This window comes from Cellulomonas sp. S1-8 (assembly GCF_026184235.1).
Lineage (GTDB): Bacteria > Actinomycetota > Actinomycetes > Actinomycetales > Cellulomonadaceae > Cellulomonas.
On the sequence record NZ_CP110806.1, the window covers coordinates 522,097 to 542,246 of the forward strand.

The window sequence follows — 20,150 nt, forward strand, 5'->3', positions numbered from 1 at the left end:
GTCCGTGCGTCCGTCCCCGCACTCATCGGACCGGGACCTGCGGCAGGACGGTCAGCGGCAGCGCTGTGCGGAACTGGCCGGGTTCGGCGGGGTCGTCGCGCTCCTTCCACGGATCGCTGTAGGCCTCCACGGAGGCCTGCACGGCGGCGTCGAGCTCCGCTGCGATCCCCTCGCTGTCGTCCACCACGACGGCACGGACGTGCTCGATCCCGAGCCGGGGCACCCACGCGTAGGTCCGCTCGAGCCAGTTCGCCGTCTCGCGGTAGTACTGGATGAGGCGGCCGGTGAGCGTCATGACCTCCTGCGGGGTGTCGACCGTCGTGAGCAGGTCGCCCTTGCGGATGTGCGCACCGGCGGCACCGCCCACCCAGATCTCCCAGCGGCCACCGTCGACGGCCACGACCCCGACGTCCTTGACGTAGGACTCGGCGCAGTTGCGTGGACAGCCCGACACGGCGAGCTTGAGCTTGGCCGGGCTCTCCAGGCCCTGGTACCGGGTCTCGATCGCGATGCCGAGCGCGGTGGAGTCGCCGAGCCCGAACCGGCAGAAGTCGCTGCCGACGCACGTCTTGACCGTTCGGAAGGACTTGCCGTACGCGTACCCGGACGGCATGTCGAGGTCCGCCCAGACCTTCGGCAGATCCTCCTTGGGCACGCCGAGCAGGTCGATCCGCTGGCCACCGGTGAGCTTGATCATCGGGATCTTGTGCTTGTCCGCGACGTCGGCGATGCGGCGTAGCTGGTCGGCAGACGTGACCCCGCCCTTCATCTGCGGGACCACCGAGAACGTGCCGTCACGCTGGATGTTGGCGTGCACCCGGTCGTTGATGAAGCGCCCGTCGCGCTCGTCGACGGCCTCCGCGCCCCAGAGGGTGCGCAGCAACGAGGTCAGTCCCATCTTCGACCTCGCGTCCTCGACGCCACCGGGCGCGAGCGCCGCGAACACGGCCGACACCGAGCGCAGGTCCTGCTCGCGGATGAGCGCCACCAGCTCGGCCTTGGCGTAGGGGACGCCGGGGACGTACCAGGAGGCGGACTCGTCGACCTCGAGCGTGCCGCCCGCCGCCCACTCCACGACCTGCCCGACGAGCGTCTTGCACGACCCGCAGCCCTTGCCCGCGCGGGTCGCGTCCATCACGCCTGTGACGGAGGTGACGCCGCCTCGGACGCAACTTCCGATCGTGCCCTTGCTCACGCCGTTGCAGTTGCACACGGTGGTCTCGTCGGGAAGCTCGGCCACGCCCACCGCGGCGGGCGCCGTCCCCAGGTCGAACAGCAGCGCGATCCGGTCCTCGGGCAGCGGCGAACCGCGGTCGAACGCCTGGATGAGGGGAGCGACCTTCTCGAGATCGCCGACGAGCGTCGCACCGACGAGTCGGTCGTCGCGCACCACCACGCTCTTGTACAGCCCGCGTCGCGGCTCGGAGATGACGATGTGGTCGTCGTCGGGACGCTCGGGTGACGTGGTGCCCATCGACGCGACGTCGATGCCCGCGACCTTCAGCTTCGTGGCGGTGCGTGAGCCGTGGTACTGCGCCGACGGGTCGGTGCCCGTGAGCACGTCCGCGAGCACCCGCGCCTGCTCCCACAGCGGTGCGACGAGACCGTAGACCTGGTCCCGGTGCTGCACGCACTCACCGACGGCGAACGCGGTCGGGTCGGGCGTGCCCTGGTCGTCGAGCGCGTGCATCTGGTCGTCGACGACGATGCCGCGCTCCACCAGGAACCCGCTGGCGGCCGCGATCGACGAGTTGGCCCGGATGCCCGCCGCCACCACGACGATGTCGCACGGCAGGACGCGCCCGTCGCCCAGCTGGACGCCCGTGATCTCCGTGTCCCCGAGCACCCGGACCGTCCGGGCCGACGTCACCACCGAGATCCCGAGAGCCTCGACGCCGCGCCGCAGGACGTACCCGCCTGCGGCGTCGAGCTGCTGGTTCATCAGGTGACCGGGACCGTGCACGACCGTGACGTCGACACCGTGGGTCTGCAACCCGCGGGCCGCCTCGAGACCGAGCAGGCCGCCGCCGATGACGACCGCCTGCTTGTGGGTGCGCGCGTACCGGATCATCGCGCGGGTGTCGTCCAGGGTGCGGAACCGGAACACGCCCTGGTGGAAGCCGCGCCCGGCCGTGCGCATGCCGGGGATGTCGGGGACGAACGCGCTGCTGCCGGTCGCCATGACGAGCACGTCGTACGGCGTGCGGCTGCCGTCGGCGGCGCGGACGGCGCGGGCGTGCCGGTCGATGCGCGCCACCCGCACGCCGGCGTGCAGCGTGATCTCGTTCTCGTCGTACCAGGCCATCGAGTTGAGGAAGATGGCCTCCTCGCTCTCGAGGCCGGCCAGGACGTTCGAGAGCATGATGCGGTTGTAGTTGCCGTACGGCTCTTCGCCGAACATCGTGATCCGGAACTGCGCTGCGCCGCCGCGCTCGAGGACCTCCTCCACGGTGCGCGCACCCGCCATGCCGTTGCCCACGACGACGAGGTCGCGCCGACCGTCGTCCCCGCGCCGGCGCCGGGCCACCTCACACCTCCACGAGGCCGAGGTCGATGACGACGACGCCGGAGACCCCCGCCGCGCCGGCCGCATGCACCTCGAGGGTCGTGCCGGGCTCGAGGTCCTCGACCACGCGCAGCGGCACGTGCACGTCGCTCTTGGCGCCGATGGGGAAGTACCGCATCGGCGCCCCGTCGCGCATCAGCACGACGACGACGAGCTCGTCAGTGCTGTTACCGCCACGGAAGTACACCGTCTGGGCCACCGCGCCGTCCGGCACGGTGTACGAGAGGCCCGGGTCGAGCAGGGTCGGTGCGGCGAGCCCTTTCCCGGTCAGCGCGTAGACGCCCTGCAGGAAGGTCGGGTGACTGTCCAAGGCGAGCCCCTTCGGTCGGGCCGGCGGCCACGGAGCACGGACGTGCTCCGCAGGCGAACCGGTCGGTGGTGTGGCGGGTACGGCGAGGGGGGTGACGGCCACGGCGCACGCCTTGAACGCGGGCATGCGGGAGACCGGGTCGAGGGCGTCGTCGGTCAGCGTGTTGGCGCGGGACTCACCGCCCCAGTGGAACGGCACGAACACCGTGTCGGTACGGATGCCCGTGGTGAGCCTCGCCCGGAACACCGCGGTGCCCCGGCGGGTCCGCAGCTGGACCGTGTCGCCGTCGACGACGCCGCACAGGCGCGCCAGGTCGGGGTGCAGCTCGGCGTGCGGGACCACGGACCCGTCGGCCCCCACCTCGTCGCCGGCGAGCGCCGCGACCCGGCGGGTCTGCGTGCCGCTCTGGTACTGCCGCATCAGCCGCCCGGTGGTCAGCACGTAGGGGAACTCGGCGTCGGTGCGCTCGACCGAGTCGCGGTACTCGCCGCGGTAGAACCGGGCCAGCCCGTCGGGATGTGCGAACCGCGTCCCGAACAGCCGGGGTGTGCCCGGGTGCTCGGCATCGGTGCACGGCCAGAACACGCCCTGCTCGTCCTCGATGCGGTCGTAGGTGATGCCGCCGTAGTCCGCCACGCCGCCGGAGCTGGCGCGGCCCAGCTCGTCGAAAGCGGCCGCCACGTCGGTCGTCATGAGGTCCCCGTGCCCGAGCCGCTCCGCGACGCCCATGAGGACGTCCAGGTCGGTCCGCACGCCGGGCGGGGGGTCGAGCGCCCGGCGACGTCGCAGCACCCGTCCCTCCAGGTTGGTCACCGTGCCGTCCTCCTCGGCCCACATCGCGACGGGCAGCACCACGTCCGCCCGGGCCGCCGACTCGGAGAGGAACAGGTCCGCGACGACCAGGAAGTCGAGGGCGTCGAGCCGGTCGGTGACCCGGCCCGCGTCGGGCGCGGAGACGCTGACGTTCGACGCGAGCAGCAGCAGCGTCCGCACCCCGCCGGCGGTGCCGAGGGCACGCAGCATCTCCGTGGCGGACACCCCCGGACCCGGCAGGCGCGTCGGGTCGACGCCCCACACGCTCGCGACATGGGCGCGGTCGGCGAGGTCGGTGATCTTGCGGTACCCGGGCAGCTGGTCCGCCTTCTGCCCGTGCTCGCGTCCGCCCTGCCCGTTGCCCTGACCCGTGAGGGTCCCGTAGCCCGAACCCGGCCGGCCGGGCAGTCCGAGCGCGAGGGCGAGGTTGATGAACGCCTGTGCCGTGGCGGTCCCCGACGCGTGCTGCTCGGCGCCGCGTGCCGTGAGCACCATCGCCGTCGCCGCCGTGCCCAGCAGCTCCGCGACGGTCTCCAGGTCTCGGGCGGGCACGCCGGTGATCCGCTCGACGCGGTCCGGCCAGTAGCCGGTCACCGCCTCGCGGACCGTCTCGAACCCCGTCGTCCGCGTCGTGACGTACTCCTCGTCCACCCAGCCCCGGCGCGCCACCACGTGCAGCAGACCGTTGGCCAAGGCCGCATCCGTCCCTGGGCGCGGCTGCAGGTGCAGGTGCGCCGTGCGCGCTGTCGCCGTGGTGCGCGGGTCGACGACCACGTGCCGGGCACCGCGCTCGCGGCCTGCCTCGAGGTGCTGCATGAGCGGCGGCATGGTCTCCGCCGGGTTGGCGCCCACGAGGAGCAGCACGTCGGCCAGGGCCAGGTCCGAGACGGGGAACGGCAGCCCACGGTCGATCCCGAACGTGCGGGTGGCGGCAGCCGCGGCCGACGACATGCACCAGCGGCCGTTGTAGTCGATCGAGCGCGTCCGCAGCACCGTCCGGGCGAACTTACCCAGCAGGTAGGCCTTCTCGTTGGTCAGACCGCCCCCGCCGAAGCACCCGACCGCGTCCCGGCCGTACCGTCGCTGCGTCGCCCGGACGGCCGCGGCCACGGCGTCGAGCGCCTCGTCCCACGTCGCCGGCCGCAGCGCCGAGGAGCGATCGCCGGCGCGCGTGCGTACCAGCGGGGTCGTGAGCCGCTCGGGATGCGCGAGCAGGTCGGCCGCCGACCAGCCCTTGGCGCACAGGCCGCCCCGGTTCGTCGGGAAGTCCGACGGGGTGAGCCGCACGTCGGGCCGCTCGTGCCCCGAGCGGTGCGTGACGTGCAGCTGCATGCCGCACTGCAGTGCGCAGTACGGGCAGTGCGTCGCGACGGTCCGGGCCGTGTCGGAGCCCGACACGGCCGTCGGCGACGCGAGCTCCGGCCCCATCGCTCGATGGTGTGGTGCTCCGGTTACGCACGGTCTGCCGCTGGGTAACCGCCGCGTTTCGGGGGGCGCACGGGTCCGACGCGCGCAGGTCGCCCAGCGGTTGAGCGTCGAGCACGGCGTCGACGCCACCGGCGCCGTCGCGAAGTGGTCCCGGCCGAGCGGACGCGTCGACCCCGTGGTGCTCGATCTGGTGCAGGCAAGGGCTCGTCGCAGTGCTGACGAACGCCAGCACCCGCCTGCGCTGGCCTGGCTCGGCGCGTTCCTCGATGGCCCCCCTCGGCACTGCGGGGTGACCCCATGTGCGCCTGTCTCCTGCTCGCCTCGTCGCCTCGTCGACAAGCAAGATGACTACGTATGCGTAGTCACGGCGTTTGACTCCAAAAAGGTAGTCACTCCTCTGACTCCCCCAGCACCACGACCACCTCGTCGTCCACGAGGTGGACCGCGGAGGTCGCGACGTCGTCCTGGCCGGAACTGCCCGACGTCCATGTGTCAGTCTGCTCCGCGCCGGCGGGCCGCGCTGCGAGCAGGTTGCGGGTGAAGCGTGTGATGTCGTGGGCGAGCTGCGGGTACGCGCGGGGGTGGGGAGTCTCGCGCTTCGTCACGTCGAGGACCTCGTGGAGCGTCCGATCCACGAGATCGTCCGCGTCAGGCATGCCCCAGGAGCCGATCTCGGCGGCCAGGTGCGAGCGGGTCACCGCCGCGTGGCGGTAGGTACCGTCGACGGCGAGAGCCAGCTCGCCGTCGTTGGGGAGATGTGTCTGGGGGACGACGTCGTACGCGGGTGCGAGGTCGACGGTCCCATCGGGGTGGTGCAGCAGGGACACGTTCTTGGCGTGCATGTCGAGGTTGCCGATGGCGACCGAGAGGACGGTCATGCGGGCGAGTCGCAGCAGGGCGTCACGGTCGCCGAGCGTCGTGAGCGTCCGCGCGGCTCGTGCGAGCGACGCGTGACCGCCGTACCGCTGGTACTTCTCGTCTCCTCGAAGTCCCAGGACCTGGTTGAAGTCCTCCTGGTGCACGCGCTCGGGGATCCCGTGGCGTGCGTGTCGCCGGTCGTACCGGTCGATGACGAGTGCCGGCACGTCATCGAACTCCTGGATGCTCGTGCGGTACTCCGCCAGCCCGAGGGCGCGCACGAGCCGGGACCCGTACTCCTCGTCGTAGATCATCGTCGGTTGCTCGCCCGATGCCGGCTTGAGGATGTGGGTCGACGGGTAGCCGTCGACGGCCCGAGCCCACTCGCCGTCTGTGTGCACGAGCACGATCTTGTCCTGGACCCCGGCGAGTGACGTCTTGCCTCGACCTGGCTTGTTCGCGAGGGGTGAGGACGCCACGTCGGCCAGCAGTGCCCCGACGTCGACGCGCGAGAGCGGCTCTGTCGCAGGGGTCCGCGGCTCGCCGGGTGCATCCGGGTCCCAGACCTCGAGCGCGCCGGCGACGTCGCGGCCGTAGGCCCGGAGCATCCCGAGGACGTCGTGCGGCGGCACCCGCGCCTGGTGGGCGAGCCGTTCCAGCATCCGCCCCTCGGGGAGCAGCTCACGGAAGAAGTTCTGCCGCCGTGCGCGTCGTGCGCGGGCCGGCACGGCGGCGAGCGGCACGGCCACCGAGAGCACGAGGCTGTCGAGGCCGAACCTGTCGAGAGCCTCGGGCGTGGAGACGAAGTCGAACGCGTGTCCGTGGCCCGTCAGTCGTCCCACGGTCGTGCCGTACAGCTCGACGACCAGGTCACCCATCGTCGGACCGCGGTTCGATCGTCGCGGTGAGCTGAGTCCCGGTCTCGCGCAGCACGGCGAAGAGCCGCTCGGTGTAGATCGACGGCTTCCCGGACTCGATCTCCCAGATGTAGCGCTGCGACGTGCCGATGCGTGCCGCCAGCTCCCGCTGGCTCCACCCGTTCAGCAGGCGCGCCTGCTGCAGGATGCGCCCGAGTGACTCGGGGCCTGTGACCGTGCCTCGGACCGCCATGCTCGCTCCTGTCGACGACGTCGCCCCATTCATGCGACTACGTATGAGTAGTCAAGCGCGTCGACTACTCATACGTAGTCAAGCATGTTGACGGAGAAGGAGTCCTCCATCTCTTGCGGCGGCGCGGACGACCCGCCGCCGGAGACCCACGTCACCGAACCGTGAACCAGGCCTACCGCAGGGCGCGCAGGTCGTCGAGGTCGCCGTCGAAGACGTTCATGTCGATGAACGACTCCTCACCGTCGTACCCGTCGAGGCGGTCCCGGTTCGAGTACTGCCAGAAGGTCCACGCCCGGTCGTCCGACATGGTGGGCGGCACGATCACCGACCGGATCCAGATGGGCGTGCCCGGGAAGTGGCCGGCGCAGGTCCTCGTCGTCCGGGACCGTCGCGAGCACGTGCTCCGCCTGCGCCGTGCCGCTGCTCTCGAAGCTGAAGAAGTGGTACGCACCGACGAGCAGCCCGGCCTCACGCGCCCCGCGCAGGTTCGCCTCGAACTCCCGGTCGACGAACGACGAGCCCTCGGTGGCCTTCACGTACGCGAAGTCGACGTCCTGCCGGGCGATCGTCGGCCAGTCGACGGTTCCTGCCGCGCCGAGACGTCGACCCCCCCGCACGTCGTAGCGCGCCGCGAACAGACGGTTCGGCCACACCAGGCCGCGTTCGATGGGGCTTCGGCACGGCCACGTCCGCTCGTTCCTGCGTCGAGTGGATCTCGGTCATCGAGCGCACGCCCCGAGCACGTCCTTGCCGCACCCCCAGGATCAGACTAGATTCTTGGTCTATGGATCAGGTCTCGCTCTCGGATGCAAAGGTCCACCTGAGCGCGTACGCGCTCGACGTCGTGAACACCCACAACAGGCTCTCGATCACGCGTCGCGGACGCCGCGAGCTCGTCCTGATCAGCGCAGACGACCTGGACGCGCTCGAGGACACCCTCGAGATCCTGTCGTCCGAGCGGCTGATGGCTGACGTGGACAGCGCGCGTCAGGAGCTCGCGCGCGGCGAGGTCGACTTCGAGCGCCCGGACTGGTCCGACGACGCCGCTGACGCCAGGTGAGCTACCGCGTCGGGTGGACACCGACGGGGAAGAAGGGCATGAGGGGGTTGCCGCCGAAGATCAGGGACGCGGTGGACTCCTTCATCTACGGGCCGCTCGCAGACAACCCTCAACGTGTCGGCAAGCGCCTGCGATCGCCGCTGGACGACCAGCACAGCGCCCGGCGCGGTGAGTACCGCGTGCGGTACGTCATCCACGAGGACGAGAACACGGTCACCATCATGGGAGTCGACCACCGGCGCGACGCGTACCGCCCGCACTGACCCGGATTCGCCTCGGGTCGCCGACGTGTGAGTCCCAACGCCACGTCCCCGGCAACTGCGTGAGCGTGGGCCGCTCAGATGTGATCCGCCATGCGTTGTCGAGCAGTCGGCCGATTTCCGTGCATGTCGCTGCTCCTGGGAGACGGCTGCGCCGGGCGGCCGCGCAGCACCTAATCGTTTGGCCGATCGCGATACCCGCGAGGCCCGTGCCACAGTGCGGCGGTGCCGCCCTGTGATCGTTCACAACCGGCCCTGGTCAGGACGGATCCCGCCTCCGCATCGTCGCGCAGACCGGCGGATCCGGGTGCCTGTCTGCCGACTGCCGGCGGGGGTGGTCGGGCGCACGACGGACGACCAACGACGATTGGACGGGATCATGCGGAGAGCTCAACCATCGCGCCGGACATGGGCGGTCACCCTGGCGGCGGCGACGCTGATCACGGGGGTGACGGTCGCCGAGGCGCCCGTGGCGTCCGCCGCGAGCGGCTGCCGGGTGGACTACGTCGTCGCCTCACAGTGGAACAGCGGGTTCACGGCCGGCGTCAAGGTCACCAACCTCGGCGACGCGGTCAGCAGCTGGCTGCTCACCTGGACCTTCCCCGCAGGTCAGACCGTGAGCCAGGCCTGGAACGTCGAGGCCACCCAGAGCGGCGCCGCCGTCTCCGCGAGGAACGCGTCGTACAACGGCTCGCTCGGTACCGGGGCGTCGGCGGAGTTCGGCTTCAACGGGACGTACGGCGGCACCAACCCGGCGCCCACCTCCTTCGCGCTCAACGGCACCACCTGCACGGGGTCGGCCAGCGACACCCCCACGCCGACGCGCACGCCCACACCGACGCCGACGGTGGCACCGACCCCCACGCCCTCCGCGACCCGGACGCCGACGCCGGCCCCGGGCGGACCCGCGGACCTCACGGTGAACACGGGCACGAAGTACCAGACGATCGACGGCTTCGGTGCCGCCGTGTCGATCTGGGGCGGTGCGTGGTCGACCGCGGACACGCAGACGCTCGTCGGGATGGGCGACAACCAGCTCGGCCTGTCGATCGTCCGCACCGGGATCTCCCCGGTGTCGAGCGAGTGGAACGCGCAGGTCAGCGCGCTGCGGACGGCGAAGGCGTACGGCTCGGAGGTCAAGATCCTCGCCTCGCCGTGGACGGCGCCGGCCGCGTGGAAGTCGAACAACAGCCGGATCAACGGTGGCACCCTGCTGACCTCGCGCTACGGCGACTACGCCAACCACCTCAACGGCTACGTGCAGTACATGAAGGGCCAGGGCGTGACGATCGACGTGACGTCCGTCCAGAACGAGCCCGACTGGCACCCCGACTACGACTCCATGGCGTGGACGGGCGACACCCTCCGCAACTTCGTGCGCGACCACGGCACGAAGATCAAGGACACGAAGCTGATGGTCGCCGAGTCGCTGGGCACGAACCGGGCCTACACCGACCCCACGCTCAACGACGGGACCGCCCGCAACAACATCGGGTACATCGGCGGCCACATCTACGGCCAGGAGAACGGGCCGAACCTCTCCCGGTACCCGCTCGCCGCCCAGTACGGCAAGAACCAGTGGATGACCGAGTGGAACTACCACCAGGCCGACGGCAACGGGTCGAACATCTGGGGAGACCCGTCGAACGCCGCCGTGTGGAACGAGACCCTCGACGTGATCATGCCGTCGGTCAACCGCACGATGGAGGCGAACTGGAGCGCGTACGTCTGGTGGTACGGGCGGCGCTACTACTCCTTCATCGGTGACGGGGAGTCCGCGTTCGGGACGACGGGCGGCGCGGTCCTCAAGCGCGGCTGGGCCTTCTCGCAGTACTCCAAGTACGTCCGCCCTGGCGACCAGCGCATCGGCGTGACCGAGAGCTCGAAGGCGTCGCCGCTCGACGTCACGGCCTACCAGGGCGACGGCAAGATCACCCTGGTCATCCTCAACCGCACGACCAGTGCGGTGAACGGCGCCGTCGTCCAGGCGCCGCAGGCAATCAGGTCGGCGCTCCACACCATGACGTCGCAGTACTCCAGCCGGGCGCCTCGGACCACGGCCGTCAACGGCAGCCAGGTGACGGTCGACGTCCCCGCGCGGAGCATCTCCACGGTCGTCATCACCCTGTGAGCGCCTGAGCGGGTCCGGCGCGACTGCCGGCAGGCGGTGCTCCACGTCGAGCAGACGTGGAGCACCGTCGCCGTCCGGCCTACCGCAGGGCGCGCAGGTCGTCGAGGTCGCCGTCGAAGACGTTCATGTCGATGAACGACTCCTCGCCGTCGTACCCGTCGAGGCGGTCCCGGTTCGAGTACTGCCAGAAGGTCCACGCCCGGTCGTCCGACATGGTGGGCGGCACGGCCACCGACCGGATCCAGACGGGCGTGTCCGGGTAGTGGCCGGCGACGTACCGGTCGTACGCGCTGCGGGTCGCGTAGACGACCGGCTCGATGCCGTGGTCACGCAGGGTCTCGATGAGCGCGGTCAGCTCCGGGCGGACCTGCGACGCGTCCGGGGGGTCGGCGAAAAATGTCCCGTAGTACTCGACGTCGATCGCGACGGGCAGCAGGTCCTCGTCGTGCGGGACCGTCGCGAGCACGTGCTCCGCCTGCGCCGTGCCGCTGCTCTCGAAGCTGAAGAAGTGGTACGCACCGACCAGCAGTCCGGCCTCACGCGCCCCGTCCAGGTTCGCCTCGAACTCCCGGTCGACGAACGACGAGCCCTCAGTGGCCTTCACGTACGCGAAGTCGACGTCCTGCCGGGCGATCGTCGGCCAGTCGACGGTTCCCTGCCACGCTGAGACGTCGACCCCCCGCACGTCGTAGCGCGCCGCGAACAGACGGTTCGGCCACACCAGGCCGCGCTCGACGAGCACGGCTCCGAGCGCGAGGACGACGATCGTCCCCGTCAGGACGATCAGAAGGACGCGGACGCGACGGCGGCTCGGCACCGCGCCAGTCTGGCGTCGTCGCGCGTCCTGCGCGCGCAACGTCCAGCTGACCTGTCGCCGTCGCCGTGGCGTCCCAGGTCGGGCGCGCCTCGGCGCGCGTCGCCCAGAGCGACAGGCCGAGGGTCCAGCCACTGGTCTTGAGGTCGGTGCGCGAGAGGGTGACCTACCCGGCGGGTCACCTCGGCCGACACGAGCTTGGCGTCGCTCGCGTCGGGGACGACGACATCCCGAACACGCAGCTCCCTTCCAGGACGTCGACCATCGGCGCGACCTGGCACGGGGCCAACAGCGTGCCGCCGGCGTCGCGCCAGTGCGCCACGAGGGCGTCCCGAGCCGCCGGTACGAACGCGCGCGATGTGTCCGCTGCGCGGCGCGCGGCTGAGTGGGGTCTCGATCATGGTGTGCCGACCTGGGTCGGACGGGCGGCCGTCGCGTCTGCGAGCTCTACCGAGCCACACGCCAGAGCGGAAACGCCCACTCACCTGGGGCCCGATTGCGGTTTCGTTCTATGCAGTGCGATGTTCGTCCGGACAGCTCCTGACAGTCAGCCGTTCGGGCCAGTGCGCTTGCTTGGGGCAGTGGCTAGACTGATCCAGCCCAGGGAGTTGATCCCTGTGGAAGTCGAAGGCTCGTGACCCGTCTGGGACGTGGCGCACGGGCCTTTCGCATGTCCGGAGGCTAGACCCTGACGACACGCTCCACGATGGGATCGATCCGACGGCGCCAGTCCCCACCGCGTGCCCACGCCCATGCGATGGCGTCGGGGATGGCGAGCAGCGGTTCGACCGTGGCCGTCATGTGCTCGTAGGTGAGCGTGTCGCCGCACCCGGCTGCGCGCGTGAAGTCGATGAGGTCCCGGCGGTCACGCGGGTCCTGGGTCACGTCGGACTCGAGGACGAGTTGTCCGCAGGTCGCTGCGATGTCGAGGACGAGCTGCTCCAGGCATGCGCGACGTCGCGCGATGTCGGTGGAGTACAGACGTGAGTCCGCCTCGTAGATGACCGCGCGTAGGTCCAGGCGGGCGAGTGTCGAGAGGATGAGCTTCTGGCGTGGTGTCTTCTCCGCCTTCATGTGGATGCGGGACTGACCCGGGGCGATCAGCCCACGCACCTCCTTGCGCAGCCGCGTCGTGTCCTCGGGCAGCATCACGCCCGCCACGAGGACGTACCCCTTGGCCTTGGTCTCATCGACATAGACCCTGCCGCTGGGAGTGGCGCCGCTCATCGGGATTTCCCTGTGCTGCTGCTCTTGGAACGAGGCGCGCCCGCCGCGCTCCCGGTAGCGCGCGCCCGAACCTCGTCGCCGGCGCGCTTCTGCAGTGCCTTGCGCGCGGAGCTTCCGAAGGCGCCGGTCAGCGAGTACCAGTGGCGCGTGGTGCTGCCGGTCGCGGACAGTGGGGCTGCGACGACCTCCTTGCGGACGTGCAGCAGGCCGAGCTCCTCGAGCTGGCGTAGGCCGTTGCCGGCTGTGCGCTTGTTGATCCCGAACCAGTCCTCGAGCTGCTGGTGCGTGACGCGGAACTCCTTCGCGTCCTGGGTCTCCTTCGCGATGACCAGGAACACGGCCAGCGCGGGAAGTGAGAGCTTCGCGAACCACTCGTCCGTCCAGAACTCGTCCGGCAGCGCGAAGTACGTGTGTTCGAACTCTTTCCGTCCGCCAGGCGGCTCGTAGTCAGCGAGACCGTCCTCGCGGCGCGGCCGGATGCGGACGAGGCGGTCCTCTCGCTTCCGCGCCACGAGCCCCATGCCGCTGAGGTCGGCCCACGTCCGCGAGAGGGTCGACGGTGACCAGGTCAGAGCGCCCGGGCGGTCGCTGCGCAACGCGCGAACCCAGACCGCAGCGGCAGGCGGCCGCTCGAGCTTCTGCACGCCGGCCCACGATCCGAGGAGGAGCAGGTACAGGACGAGCGCGCGGTGCTTTCGCTCGTGCACGAACCGCGCGAGCATGGAGGCGCGGGAGCGGGGTGTGCCGTCGCCCTCGTAGTGCTGCACGAAGATGCGCCGTACCTGGGTGTAGCCGCGCGCCTGCCCGCGGAGGAGCGCTTCGCGGGTCGAGGCCGCAGTCGCAGTGGGGTCCTTCTCGGTCATGGGCGCAACCGTACGCCAGATCGGGCTACGCTCCATCCCTGGACCGGATCAAGTCGATTGCGATCCTGTTCCACCCACTGCAACTCCGCAGTGCGATATCAGATGCGACATGATGCGATGCCCTGCGATGCCCCACCTCACACCGACGCGCAGGGTCCACGGCCGCCGAGCGCCGCGGTGGGGCCCGCCGGTTGCTGTCTCAGTACAGCGACCGAGTCATGCAGATCCGCGGCATCGCTCCGTGGTCGGAGTCCTCGCGTCGGTGCCGAGCGTTCAGGACGCGGGCCACACGCGCGGGCGCGACACCGCCGCCTCGTGCAGACGCGACCGCACGGCGCGCAGCGACGGCTTCGTGTCGAGGTGGCGGTAGTCGACGAACGTGTGCCCGGTGGGTACTGCGCCGCCACCGGCTGAATCGTCGACCACTCGCGTCCCGGCCGCGGTGAACGGGGGTGTAGGAACTCACGGAACTTGTCCGCCGCCGGTGTAGGAACTCGTCGGAGTTGTCCGACGGGCCAGCCGCTGACCTGCGCATGGACAGGTTGGTGAGACGCGCTGCGTCTCACTCACCGGTCCGAATCCTCAAGCGGAACGGAAGTGGACGCCTGTTTGGAGCCTCGGTAGCCTCCCAGCGTGGCGTATCCCCCTCTGCGAGCCCCTGAGCGGGTCATGGTCGAGGCCTTCTACGAGGGGTACCGAGGCCGGGTGCTGGCGTCCCTCGACGGTCTGGATGACGAGGCCGCCGGGAGACGGGCGTTGCGGGCGACGGACCTGACGGTCGCGGGCGTCGTCGTTCATCTCGCCCGCGTGGAGGATCTGTGGTTCTCCGAGAAGTTTCTCGGGCAGCCACCTTGCGAGCCGTGGGCGTCTGCGCCCTACCACGACGACCGCGACTGGGACTTCCATGCAGGCGCGACCTTCGGCCTGGAGCGTGCGCGCCAGCTCTACACCGACGCGTGCGCCCGTAGCCGGCTCGCCGCAGCCACCGCCGCCGACCTCGATACGTCTGCTCAGGTGTCGTCGTTCGGTGTGGGCCCCGTGACCCTCCGCTGGATCTACCTCCACATGCTCGAGGAGACGGCCTGCCATGCGGGCCACCTGGACCTGCTGCGTGATGAGCTGACCCGCTGACGGCGCACGCCTGCCGGCACGCACGGGAAAGCCCGCCGTCAGGTGCCGCGCTCCGGCGGCCCGAGGGAGGTGCCTCGTCTACTGTGCGGCCCATGTACCGCGGCCTGCTCCTCGACGTTTACGGCACCCTCGTGTGCGAGGACGACGAGGTCCTTGCGCCGATCTGCGCCCACGTCGCGGGGCTCGCGGGTGTCGAGCGCGGCGTCGTGGCGCACGAGTGGTGGCGGCGCTTCGGGGAGGCCAACCGCGCGGCCCACGGTGACGCTTTCCGTCTGCAGCGGGACCTCAGCCACGAGACGCTCGCCGAGACGATGCGGCACTTCGACGTGCGTGACGACGCGGAGGCCCTCTGCCGGCCCCAGTTCGCCTTCTGGCGTCGTCCTCCGGTGTTCGCCGACAGCCTGCCGTTCCTGCAGCAGGTCGGGGTGCCCGTGTGCGTGGTCTCCAACATCGACCGAGCCGACGTGCGCGCGGCGCTGGACCTGCACCATCTGCCGGTGGACGCCGTCGTCACGAGCGAGGACGCCCGCGCCTACAAGCCTCGCCCAGAACCGTTCGAGCTCGCACTGAGCGCTCTGGGGCTGCAGGTCGACGAGGTCCTGCACGTCGGGGACTCGCCTTCCGCCGACGTCGGTGGTGCCCAGGTGCTCGGGATGGCTACGGCATGGATCAACCGCAAGGGCCGGCGTGCCCCGGCGGGCTGCGAACCGACCTTCACGGCAGGCTCCCTCCACGAGCTGTCCGAACAGCTGCGCCTCGGCATGCGGCGGCGCAGCTGATCGACACGATGAGGCGAGCGCGCAGAGGGAGCCGCGCGACCCGCCAGATTCTCAGGGCGCGCACACGCTAACGCGACGGCGGACACGCGCCGAACACGCTAACGCGAATCGGACAGGCCCAACGCGAAGCCACAGCTCCGCGGGCGGGGCCGGGTGTGGGAACTCATCGGACCTGTCAGATGCCCGACGCGACGACCTGCGAGAGGACAGGTAGATGAGACGGTCGCCGTCTCACGTACCTGTCCGAATCCTCTGAGCGGTGCGCGCTGCGGCTCGACCTCGATGTAGTCCGTTGCGCCGTGGGCAGGGCGGTACGCCGCGCCGACGTTCGACACGCCTCCTCAGTCTTCGTCGGCGACCCAGAGCACCCCGGCTCGCTCCTGGCCGACGACGACCACGCCGGCGTCGAACGTGTAGGACGTCGCGCGGTCATACGAGGGCGCGAAGCGCCCGCCTCGGAGGGGTCGATTGGTCGCGAAGCGGCACTCCTCCGGGCCGAACAACCCGACGAACCCTTCCGCGAACTCGCGTGCCCGCGGCGCCGGGACGACAACCCCGCCGTACGCGAGGTCCCGGTGGAGCAGGAGCGCCAGCAGGTCGACGGCGGCCGCGCGCTTCACCGCCTCCCACCGGTCCCCGAGCGGCTCAAGGCCCGCGCGGCGGGCGACGTCGTCGAACGTCGTCTCGGGCGGCGCCGACCACGCGTCGACCCAGACCCGCTCTGCTTCGCGGGCGCGCACGATCGCGAGGAGCAGAGGGTCCGGCTTCGGGTGCTTCGGCACGGTGGGAGGGTCCCACGTCGCCCCTCTGCAGGCCCCCGAAGACCACGACGGACTGATCGAGCCGCTCGCTGCCCGGCTCGTAGACCCGCCGCCGCGTCGAGCACCCCGTTGGCCAACTCGGTGAGATTCGGCCACGCCGTGGCCAACTCCGTGAGACTTGGCCAACTCGGATGAGATCCCACAACCGGGTCTGCTGCGCGGTTCGGTGACACCCGGGAACAAACCCCCGGCGACCAAGGTTGAGCCCATCAGACTCAACTTCCGCCCTCTCAACTTGTCGACAGGCCCCCACCCGTCGCAGACTTGAGCCCGGCGGACTCAAGACGTCCCGGATGACAGCAGGCGGAGCCCAGGCTCCAGGAAGAAGGCACACACATGGCACGAGCAGTCGGCATCGACCTCGGCACCACCAACTCGGTGGTCGCCACCCTCGAGGGCGGCGAGCCCACGGTCATCGCGAACGCGGAGGGGTCGCGCACGACTCCGTCCGTGGTGGCGTTCTCCAAGACGGGCGAGGTGCTCGTCGGTGAGGTCGCCAAGCGGCAGGCCGTCACCAACGTCGACCGGACCATCTCCTCGGTCAAGCGCCACATGGGCACGGACTGGTCGACGATGGTCGACGACAAGAAGTACACGCCGCAGGAGATCAGCGCGCGCATCCTCGGCAAGCTCAAGCGTGACGCCGAGGCGTACCTGGGCGAGCCGGTGACGGACGCCGTCATCACGGTCCCCGCGTACTTCAACGACGCGGAGCGCCAGGCCACGAAGGACGCCGGCGCGGTCGCGGGCCTCAACGTCCTGCGCATCATCAACGAGCCCACCGCCGCGGCGCTGGCCTACGGGCTGGAGCGCGGCAAGGAGGACGAGAACATCCTCGTCTTCGACCTGGGTGGCGGCACGTTCGACGTGTCCCTGCTGGAGGTCGGCAAGGACGACGACGGCTTCTCGACGATCGAGGTCCGCGCGACGGCCGGTGACAACCGGCTCGGCGGCGACGACTGGGACGCGGCGATCGTCGCGCACCTGGTGACCGAGGTGAAGAACACCACGGGCGTCGACCTGTCGAAGGACAAGATCGCGCTGCAGCGTCTGCGTGAGGCGTCCGAGCAGGCCAAGAAGGAGCTGTCGTCCGCGACGGCCACCAACATCTCGCTGCAGTACCTGTCGATGAGCGAGAACGGCCCGATCCACCTCGACACCAAGCTGACGCGCGCGCAGTTCCAGCAGATGACGCAGTCGCTGCTCGACCGCGTGAAGGCGCCGTTCCACCAGGTCATCCGCGATGCGGGCGTGTCCATCAAGGACATCGACCACGTCGTCCTCGTCGGCGGCTCGACCCGCATGCCCGCGGTCTTCGAGGTCGTCACCGAGCTGACCGGCGGCAAGGAGCCCAACAAGGGCGTCAACCCGGACGAGGTCGTCGCCGTCGGCGCGGCGCTGCAGGCCGGCGTCATGAAGGGCGACCGCAAGGACGTCCTGCTCATCGACGTGACTCCGCTGTCCCTCGGAATCGAGACCAAGGGCGGGGTGATGACCAAGCTCATCGAGCGCAACACGGCCATCCCGACCAAGCGCTCGGAGATCTTCTCCACGGCCGAGGACAACCAGCCGTCCGTCCTCATCCAGGTGTTCCAGGGCGAGCGCGAGTTCGCCCGGGACAACAAGCCGCTGGGCACGTTCGAGCTGACCGGCATCGCGCCGGCGCCGCGCGGCCTGCCGCAGGTCGAGGTGACCTTCGACATCGACGCGAACGGCATCGTGCACGTGTCCGCCAAGGACCGCGGCACGGGCAAGGAGCAGTCGATGACGATCACCGGCGGCTCCGCCCTCCCCAAGGAGGACATCGAGCGCATGGTCCGCGACGCCGAGGAGCACGCGGCCGAGGACAAGAAGCGCCGCGAGGAGGCCGAGACCCGCAACACCGCGGAGCAGCTCGTCTACCAGACGGAGAAGCTGCTGGCCGACAACGCGGACAAGCTCACGGACGACGTCAAGGGCGAGGTCGGCGGCGCCGTCACCGAGCTCAAGACGGCGCTCGAGGGCACGGACCTCGACGAGGTCAAGGCCAAGCACTCGGCCCTGCTGACGGCGAGCCAGAAGATCGGCGAGGCGCTGTACGCCAACCAGCAGCAGACCCCGGCCGACGACGCCCCCGCGGCCGACGCCGGCTCGACGACGTCCGACGAGGACGTGGTCGACGCCGAGATCGTCGACGACGAGGACGACAAGAAGTGACCGACGACCGCAACCCCTCGGGGTCGGGTGCGCCCGACCCCGAGGAGGGCCCTCGCGTCACCGACAAGCGCCGACTCGACCCGGAGACGGGCCGGCTGCGCGAGCCGGCGGAGCCCGTGCTGACGCCGGAGGAGGCCGTGCTGGCCGAGGCTGCCGAGGCCGTCGCGGGCGTGGAGGACGACCTGTCGTCCGACGCGCTCGCCGCCGCCGAGAAGCTCGCGGCCGACCGCCTCGACGAGCTGCAGCGCGCCCAGGCGGCGCACTACAACCTCGAGCAGCAGTACAACGCGTACGTGAAGCGGTCCAAGGCGGAGGCCGCGGCCGCGCACGACCGTGGTGTCGCGTCGGTCGGCGAGGCGCTCATCCCGGTGCTCGACGACATCGAGCTGGCCCGCCGCCACGGTGACCTCACGGGCCCGTTCGCGTCGATCGCCGAGAAGCTCGAGGCCACGCTGCAGCGGCTGGGCGTCGAGCGGTACGGCGAGGTCGGCGAGGTGTTCGACCCGGCCGTGCACGAGGCGCTCATGCACTCCCACGCGGCCGACGTCACGGAGCCGACCGTGCAGCAGGTGCTGCAGCCCGGCTACCGCACGGCCGACCGGATCCTGCGGGCCGCGCGCGTCGCGGTCGTGGACCCGGAGGCCTGACGACCAGCATCATCAGCACCACGCACGCGCGGGGCGGCGGCCGGACGACCGGTCGCCGCCCCCGCGGCACCGGGACCGCTGGGAGCACCACGACGACCATGCAGCACATCGACCACCTCCGGAGGGAGGCGCCGTGACCGGACAGGACTGGCTCGAGAAGGACTTCTACGCCGTGCTCGGCGTCACCAAGGACGCCGACGCCCCGACCATCAAGAAGGCGTACCGCAAGCTTGCGCGGCAGCTGCACCCGGACCAGAACCCGGGTGACGCCAGCGCCGAGGCGCGGTTCAAGGACATCGGCGAGGCGTACGCGGTCCTGTCGGACGCCGAGCAGCGCCAGCAGTACGACCAGCTGCGGGCGATGGCGGGCGGCGCGCGCTTCACCGCCGGTGGCCGCGGCGGCAGCGGCTCGGCGGGCTTCGAGGACGTGTTCGGCGGCATGTTCGGCGCCGGCGCCGGTGCCAACGGCCCCGGCGGGCGCGTCCGTTACTCCACGGGCGGCGCCGGCGGCGCGGGCTTCGAGGACATCCTCGGCGGGCTGTTCGGCGGTGGCGGTGCCGGGTTCGGTGGCGCGCGCGGCCCGCAGCCCGGCGCCGACCTGTCGGCGACGACGACGCTGCCGTTCCGCACCGCGGTCGAGGGCTCGACGATCTCGCTGTCCGTCGAGGGGCGCACCGTCAACGCCCGCATCCCCGCGGGGGTGCGCGACGGGCAGAAGATCCGGCTGCGCGGCAAGGGCCGCCCCGGTGAGCCCGGCGCCCCCGACGGCGACCTCGTCATCACCGTCCAGGTCGAGCCGCACCCGGTGTTCACGCTCGACGGCCCGAACCTGCGCGTGAGCGTCCCCATCGCGTTCGACGAGGCAGCGCTCGGTGCGACGATCGACGTCCCGACGCTCGACGGCTCCACCGTGCGCGTCAAGGTGCCCGCGGGCACACCGTCGGGCCGCACCCTGCGCGTCAAGGGCCGGGGTGTCGCGACGACCACGGGCGCCGGCGACCTGCTGGTGACGGTGCAGGTCGTCGTGCCGCAGAAGCTGTCGCCCGCCGCGCGGGAGGCCGTGCAGGCGTTCGGCATCGCGACGTCCGGCGAGGACGTGCGGGCCGAGCTCATGGCGCAGGCACGACGCTGACCTG

General features: G+C 70.8%; 17 protein-coding genes and 1 pseudogene. 8 read left to right on the plus strand and 10 right to left on the minus strand.

What is annotated here, in order from left to right:
• Positions 1-22: 22 nt before the first annotated feature.
• The 6 genes and pseudogenes from nirB to OKX07_RS20385 all read right to left on the minus strand — a co-directional run.
• Complete coding sequence (gene nirB / locus OKX07_RS02460; protein WP_265630285.1) at positions 23-2,527, minus strand: nitrite reductase large subunit NirB; 2,505 nt, start codon at positions 2,525-2,527, stop codon at positions 23-25.
• Position 2,528: 1 nt separating this feature from the next.
• Entirely contained in the window at positions 2,529-5,117 is a 2,589-nt protein-coding gene (locus tag OKX07_RS02465; protein WP_265630286.1) for a molybdopterin oxidoreductase family protein, read from the minus strand.
• Between the two features lie 389 nt (positions 5,118-5,506).
• The gene (locus OKX07_RS02470; RefSeq protein WP_265630287.1) at positions 5,507-6,853 is read right to left on the minus strand and encodes a type II toxin-antitoxin system HipA family toxin; all 1,347 of its coding nucleotides are present in this window, start codon (positions 6,851-6,853) and stop codon (positions 5,507-5,509) included.
• Positions 6,846-7,085 (minus strand): helix-turn-helix domain-containing protein, encoded by a 240-nt coding sequence (locus tag OKX07_RS02475; protein ID WP_265630288.1) that lies wholly within the window; start codon positions 7,083-7,085, stop codon positions 6,846-6,848. Before OKX07_RS02475 ends, OKX07_RS02470 begins: the two co-directional genes overlap by 8 nt.
• A 172-nt stretch (positions 7,086-7,257) precedes the next feature.
• On the minus strand, positions 7,258-7,392 hold the full coding sequence (locus OKX07_RS02480; protein WP_265631983.1) for a hypothetical protein: 135 nt from the start codon (positions 7,390-7,392) through the stop codon (positions 7,258-7,260).
• Between the two features lie 133 nt (positions 7,393-7,525).
• Positions 7,526-7,738 (minus strand): annotated as a pseudogene (locus OKX07_RS20385) (GH25 family lysozyme); the annotation flags it as partial.
• Positions 7,739-7,869: 131 nt separating this feature from the next.
• Here OKX07_RS20385 and OKX07_RS02490 point away from each other — a divergent pair.
• The 3 genes from OKX07_RS02490 to OKX07_RS02500 all read left to right on the plus strand — a co-directional run bounded on the left by OKX07_RS02490 (position 7,870) and on the right by OKX07_RS02500 (position 10,536).
• Positions 7,870-8,145, plus strand: a complete 276-nt coding sequence (locus tag OKX07_RS02490; RefSeq protein ID WP_265630289.1) for a type II toxin-antitoxin system Phd/YefM family antitoxin — start codon at positions 7,870-7,872, stop codon at positions 8,143-8,145.
• 38 nt (positions 8,146-8,183) lie between these two features.
• Positions 8,184-8,408, plus strand: a complete 225-nt coding sequence (locus tag OKX07_RS02495) for a type II toxin-antitoxin system RelE family toxin (protein WP_265630290.1) — start codon at positions 8,184-8,186, stop codon at positions 8,406-8,408.
• A gap of 445 nt (positions 8,409-8,853) precedes the next feature.
• On the plus strand, positions 8,854-10,536 hold the full coding sequence (locus OKX07_RS02500; protein WP_265630291.1) for a cellulose binding domain-containing protein: 1,683 nt from the start codon (positions 8,854-8,856) through the stop codon (positions 10,534-10,536).
• Between the two features lie 79 nt (positions 10,537-10,615).
• Here OKX07_RS02500 and OKX07_RS02505 read toward each other — a convergent pair whose 3' ends face one another.
• The 3 genes from OKX07_RS02505 to OKX07_RS02515 all read right to left on the minus strand — a co-directional run bounded on the left by OKX07_RS02505 (position 10,616) and on the right by OKX07_RS02515 (position 13,440).
• Complete coding sequence (locus OKX07_RS02505; RefSeq protein ID WP_265630292.1) at positions 10,616-11,353, minus strand: glycoside hydrolase family 25 protein; 738 nt, start codon at positions 11,351-11,353, stop codon at positions 10,616-10,618.
• 678 nt (positions 11,354-12,031) lie between these two features.
• Complete coding sequence (locus tag OKX07_RS02510; RefSeq protein WP_265630293.1) at positions 12,032-12,577, minus strand: hypothetical protein; 546 nt, start codon at positions 12,575-12,577, stop codon at positions 12,032-12,034.
• Complete coding sequence (locus OKX07_RS02515) at positions 12,574-13,440, minus strand: hypothetical protein (protein WP_265630294.1); 867 nt, start codon at positions 13,438-13,440, stop codon at positions 12,574-12,576. The genes OKX07_RS02510 and OKX07_RS02515 overlap by 4 nt, the downstream gene beginning before the upstream one ends.
• Positions 13,441-14,109: 669 nt before the next feature.
• Between OKX07_RS02515 and OKX07_RS02520 the strand changes: the two genes are divergently transcribed.
• Both OKX07_RS02520 and OKX07_RS02525 read left to right on the plus strand, forming a co-directional pair.
• Positions 14,110-14,571, plus strand: coding sequence for a DUF664 domain-containing protein (locus tag OKX07_RS02520; RefSeq protein WP_265630295.1), 462 nt, complete (start codon positions 14,110-14,112; stop codon positions 14,569-14,571).
• 92 nt (positions 14,572-14,663) lie between these two features.
• Entirely contained in the window at positions 14,664-15,350 is a 687-nt protein-coding gene (locus tag OKX07_RS02525) for an HAD family hydrolase (RefSeq protein WP_265630296.1), read from the plus strand.
• Between the two features lie 341 nt (positions 15,351-15,691).
• On the opposite strand, the gene OKX07_RS02530 is transcribed toward OKX07_RS02525, so the two are convergent.
• The gene (locus OKX07_RS02530) at positions 15,692-16,132 is read right to left on the minus strand and encodes a hypothetical protein (RefSeq protein ID WP_265630297.1); all 441 of its coding nucleotides are present in this window, start codon (positions 16,130-16,132) and stop codon (positions 15,692-15,694) included.
• A gap of 375 nt (positions 16,133-16,507) precedes the next feature.
• Between OKX07_RS02530 and dnaK the strand changes: the two genes are divergently transcribed.
• The 3 genes from dnaK (at position 16,508) to OKX07_RS02545 (ending at position 20,146) form a co-directional block, all read left to right on the plus strand.
• Positions 16,508-18,367, plus strand: a complete 1,860-nt coding sequence (gene dnaK, locus OKX07_RS02535; RefSeq protein ID WP_265630298.1) for a molecular chaperone DnaK — start codon at positions 16,508-16,510, stop codon at positions 18,365-18,367.
• A complete protein-coding gene (locus OKX07_RS02540) occupies positions 18,364-19,014 on the plus strand; it encodes a nucleotide exchange factor GrpE (protein ID WP_265630299.1) in 651 nt (216 codons plus the stop codon). The genes dnaK and OKX07_RS02540 overlap by 4 nt, the downstream gene beginning before the upstream one ends.
• A gap of 133 nt (positions 19,015-19,147) precedes the next feature.
• Positions 19,148-20,146, plus strand: a complete 999-nt coding sequence (locus tag OKX07_RS02545; RefSeq protein ID WP_265630300.1) for a DnaJ C-terminal domain-containing protein — start codon at positions 19,148-19,150, stop codon at positions 20,144-20,146.
• The last annotated feature ends 4 nt before the right edge of the window (positions 20,147-20,150 follow it).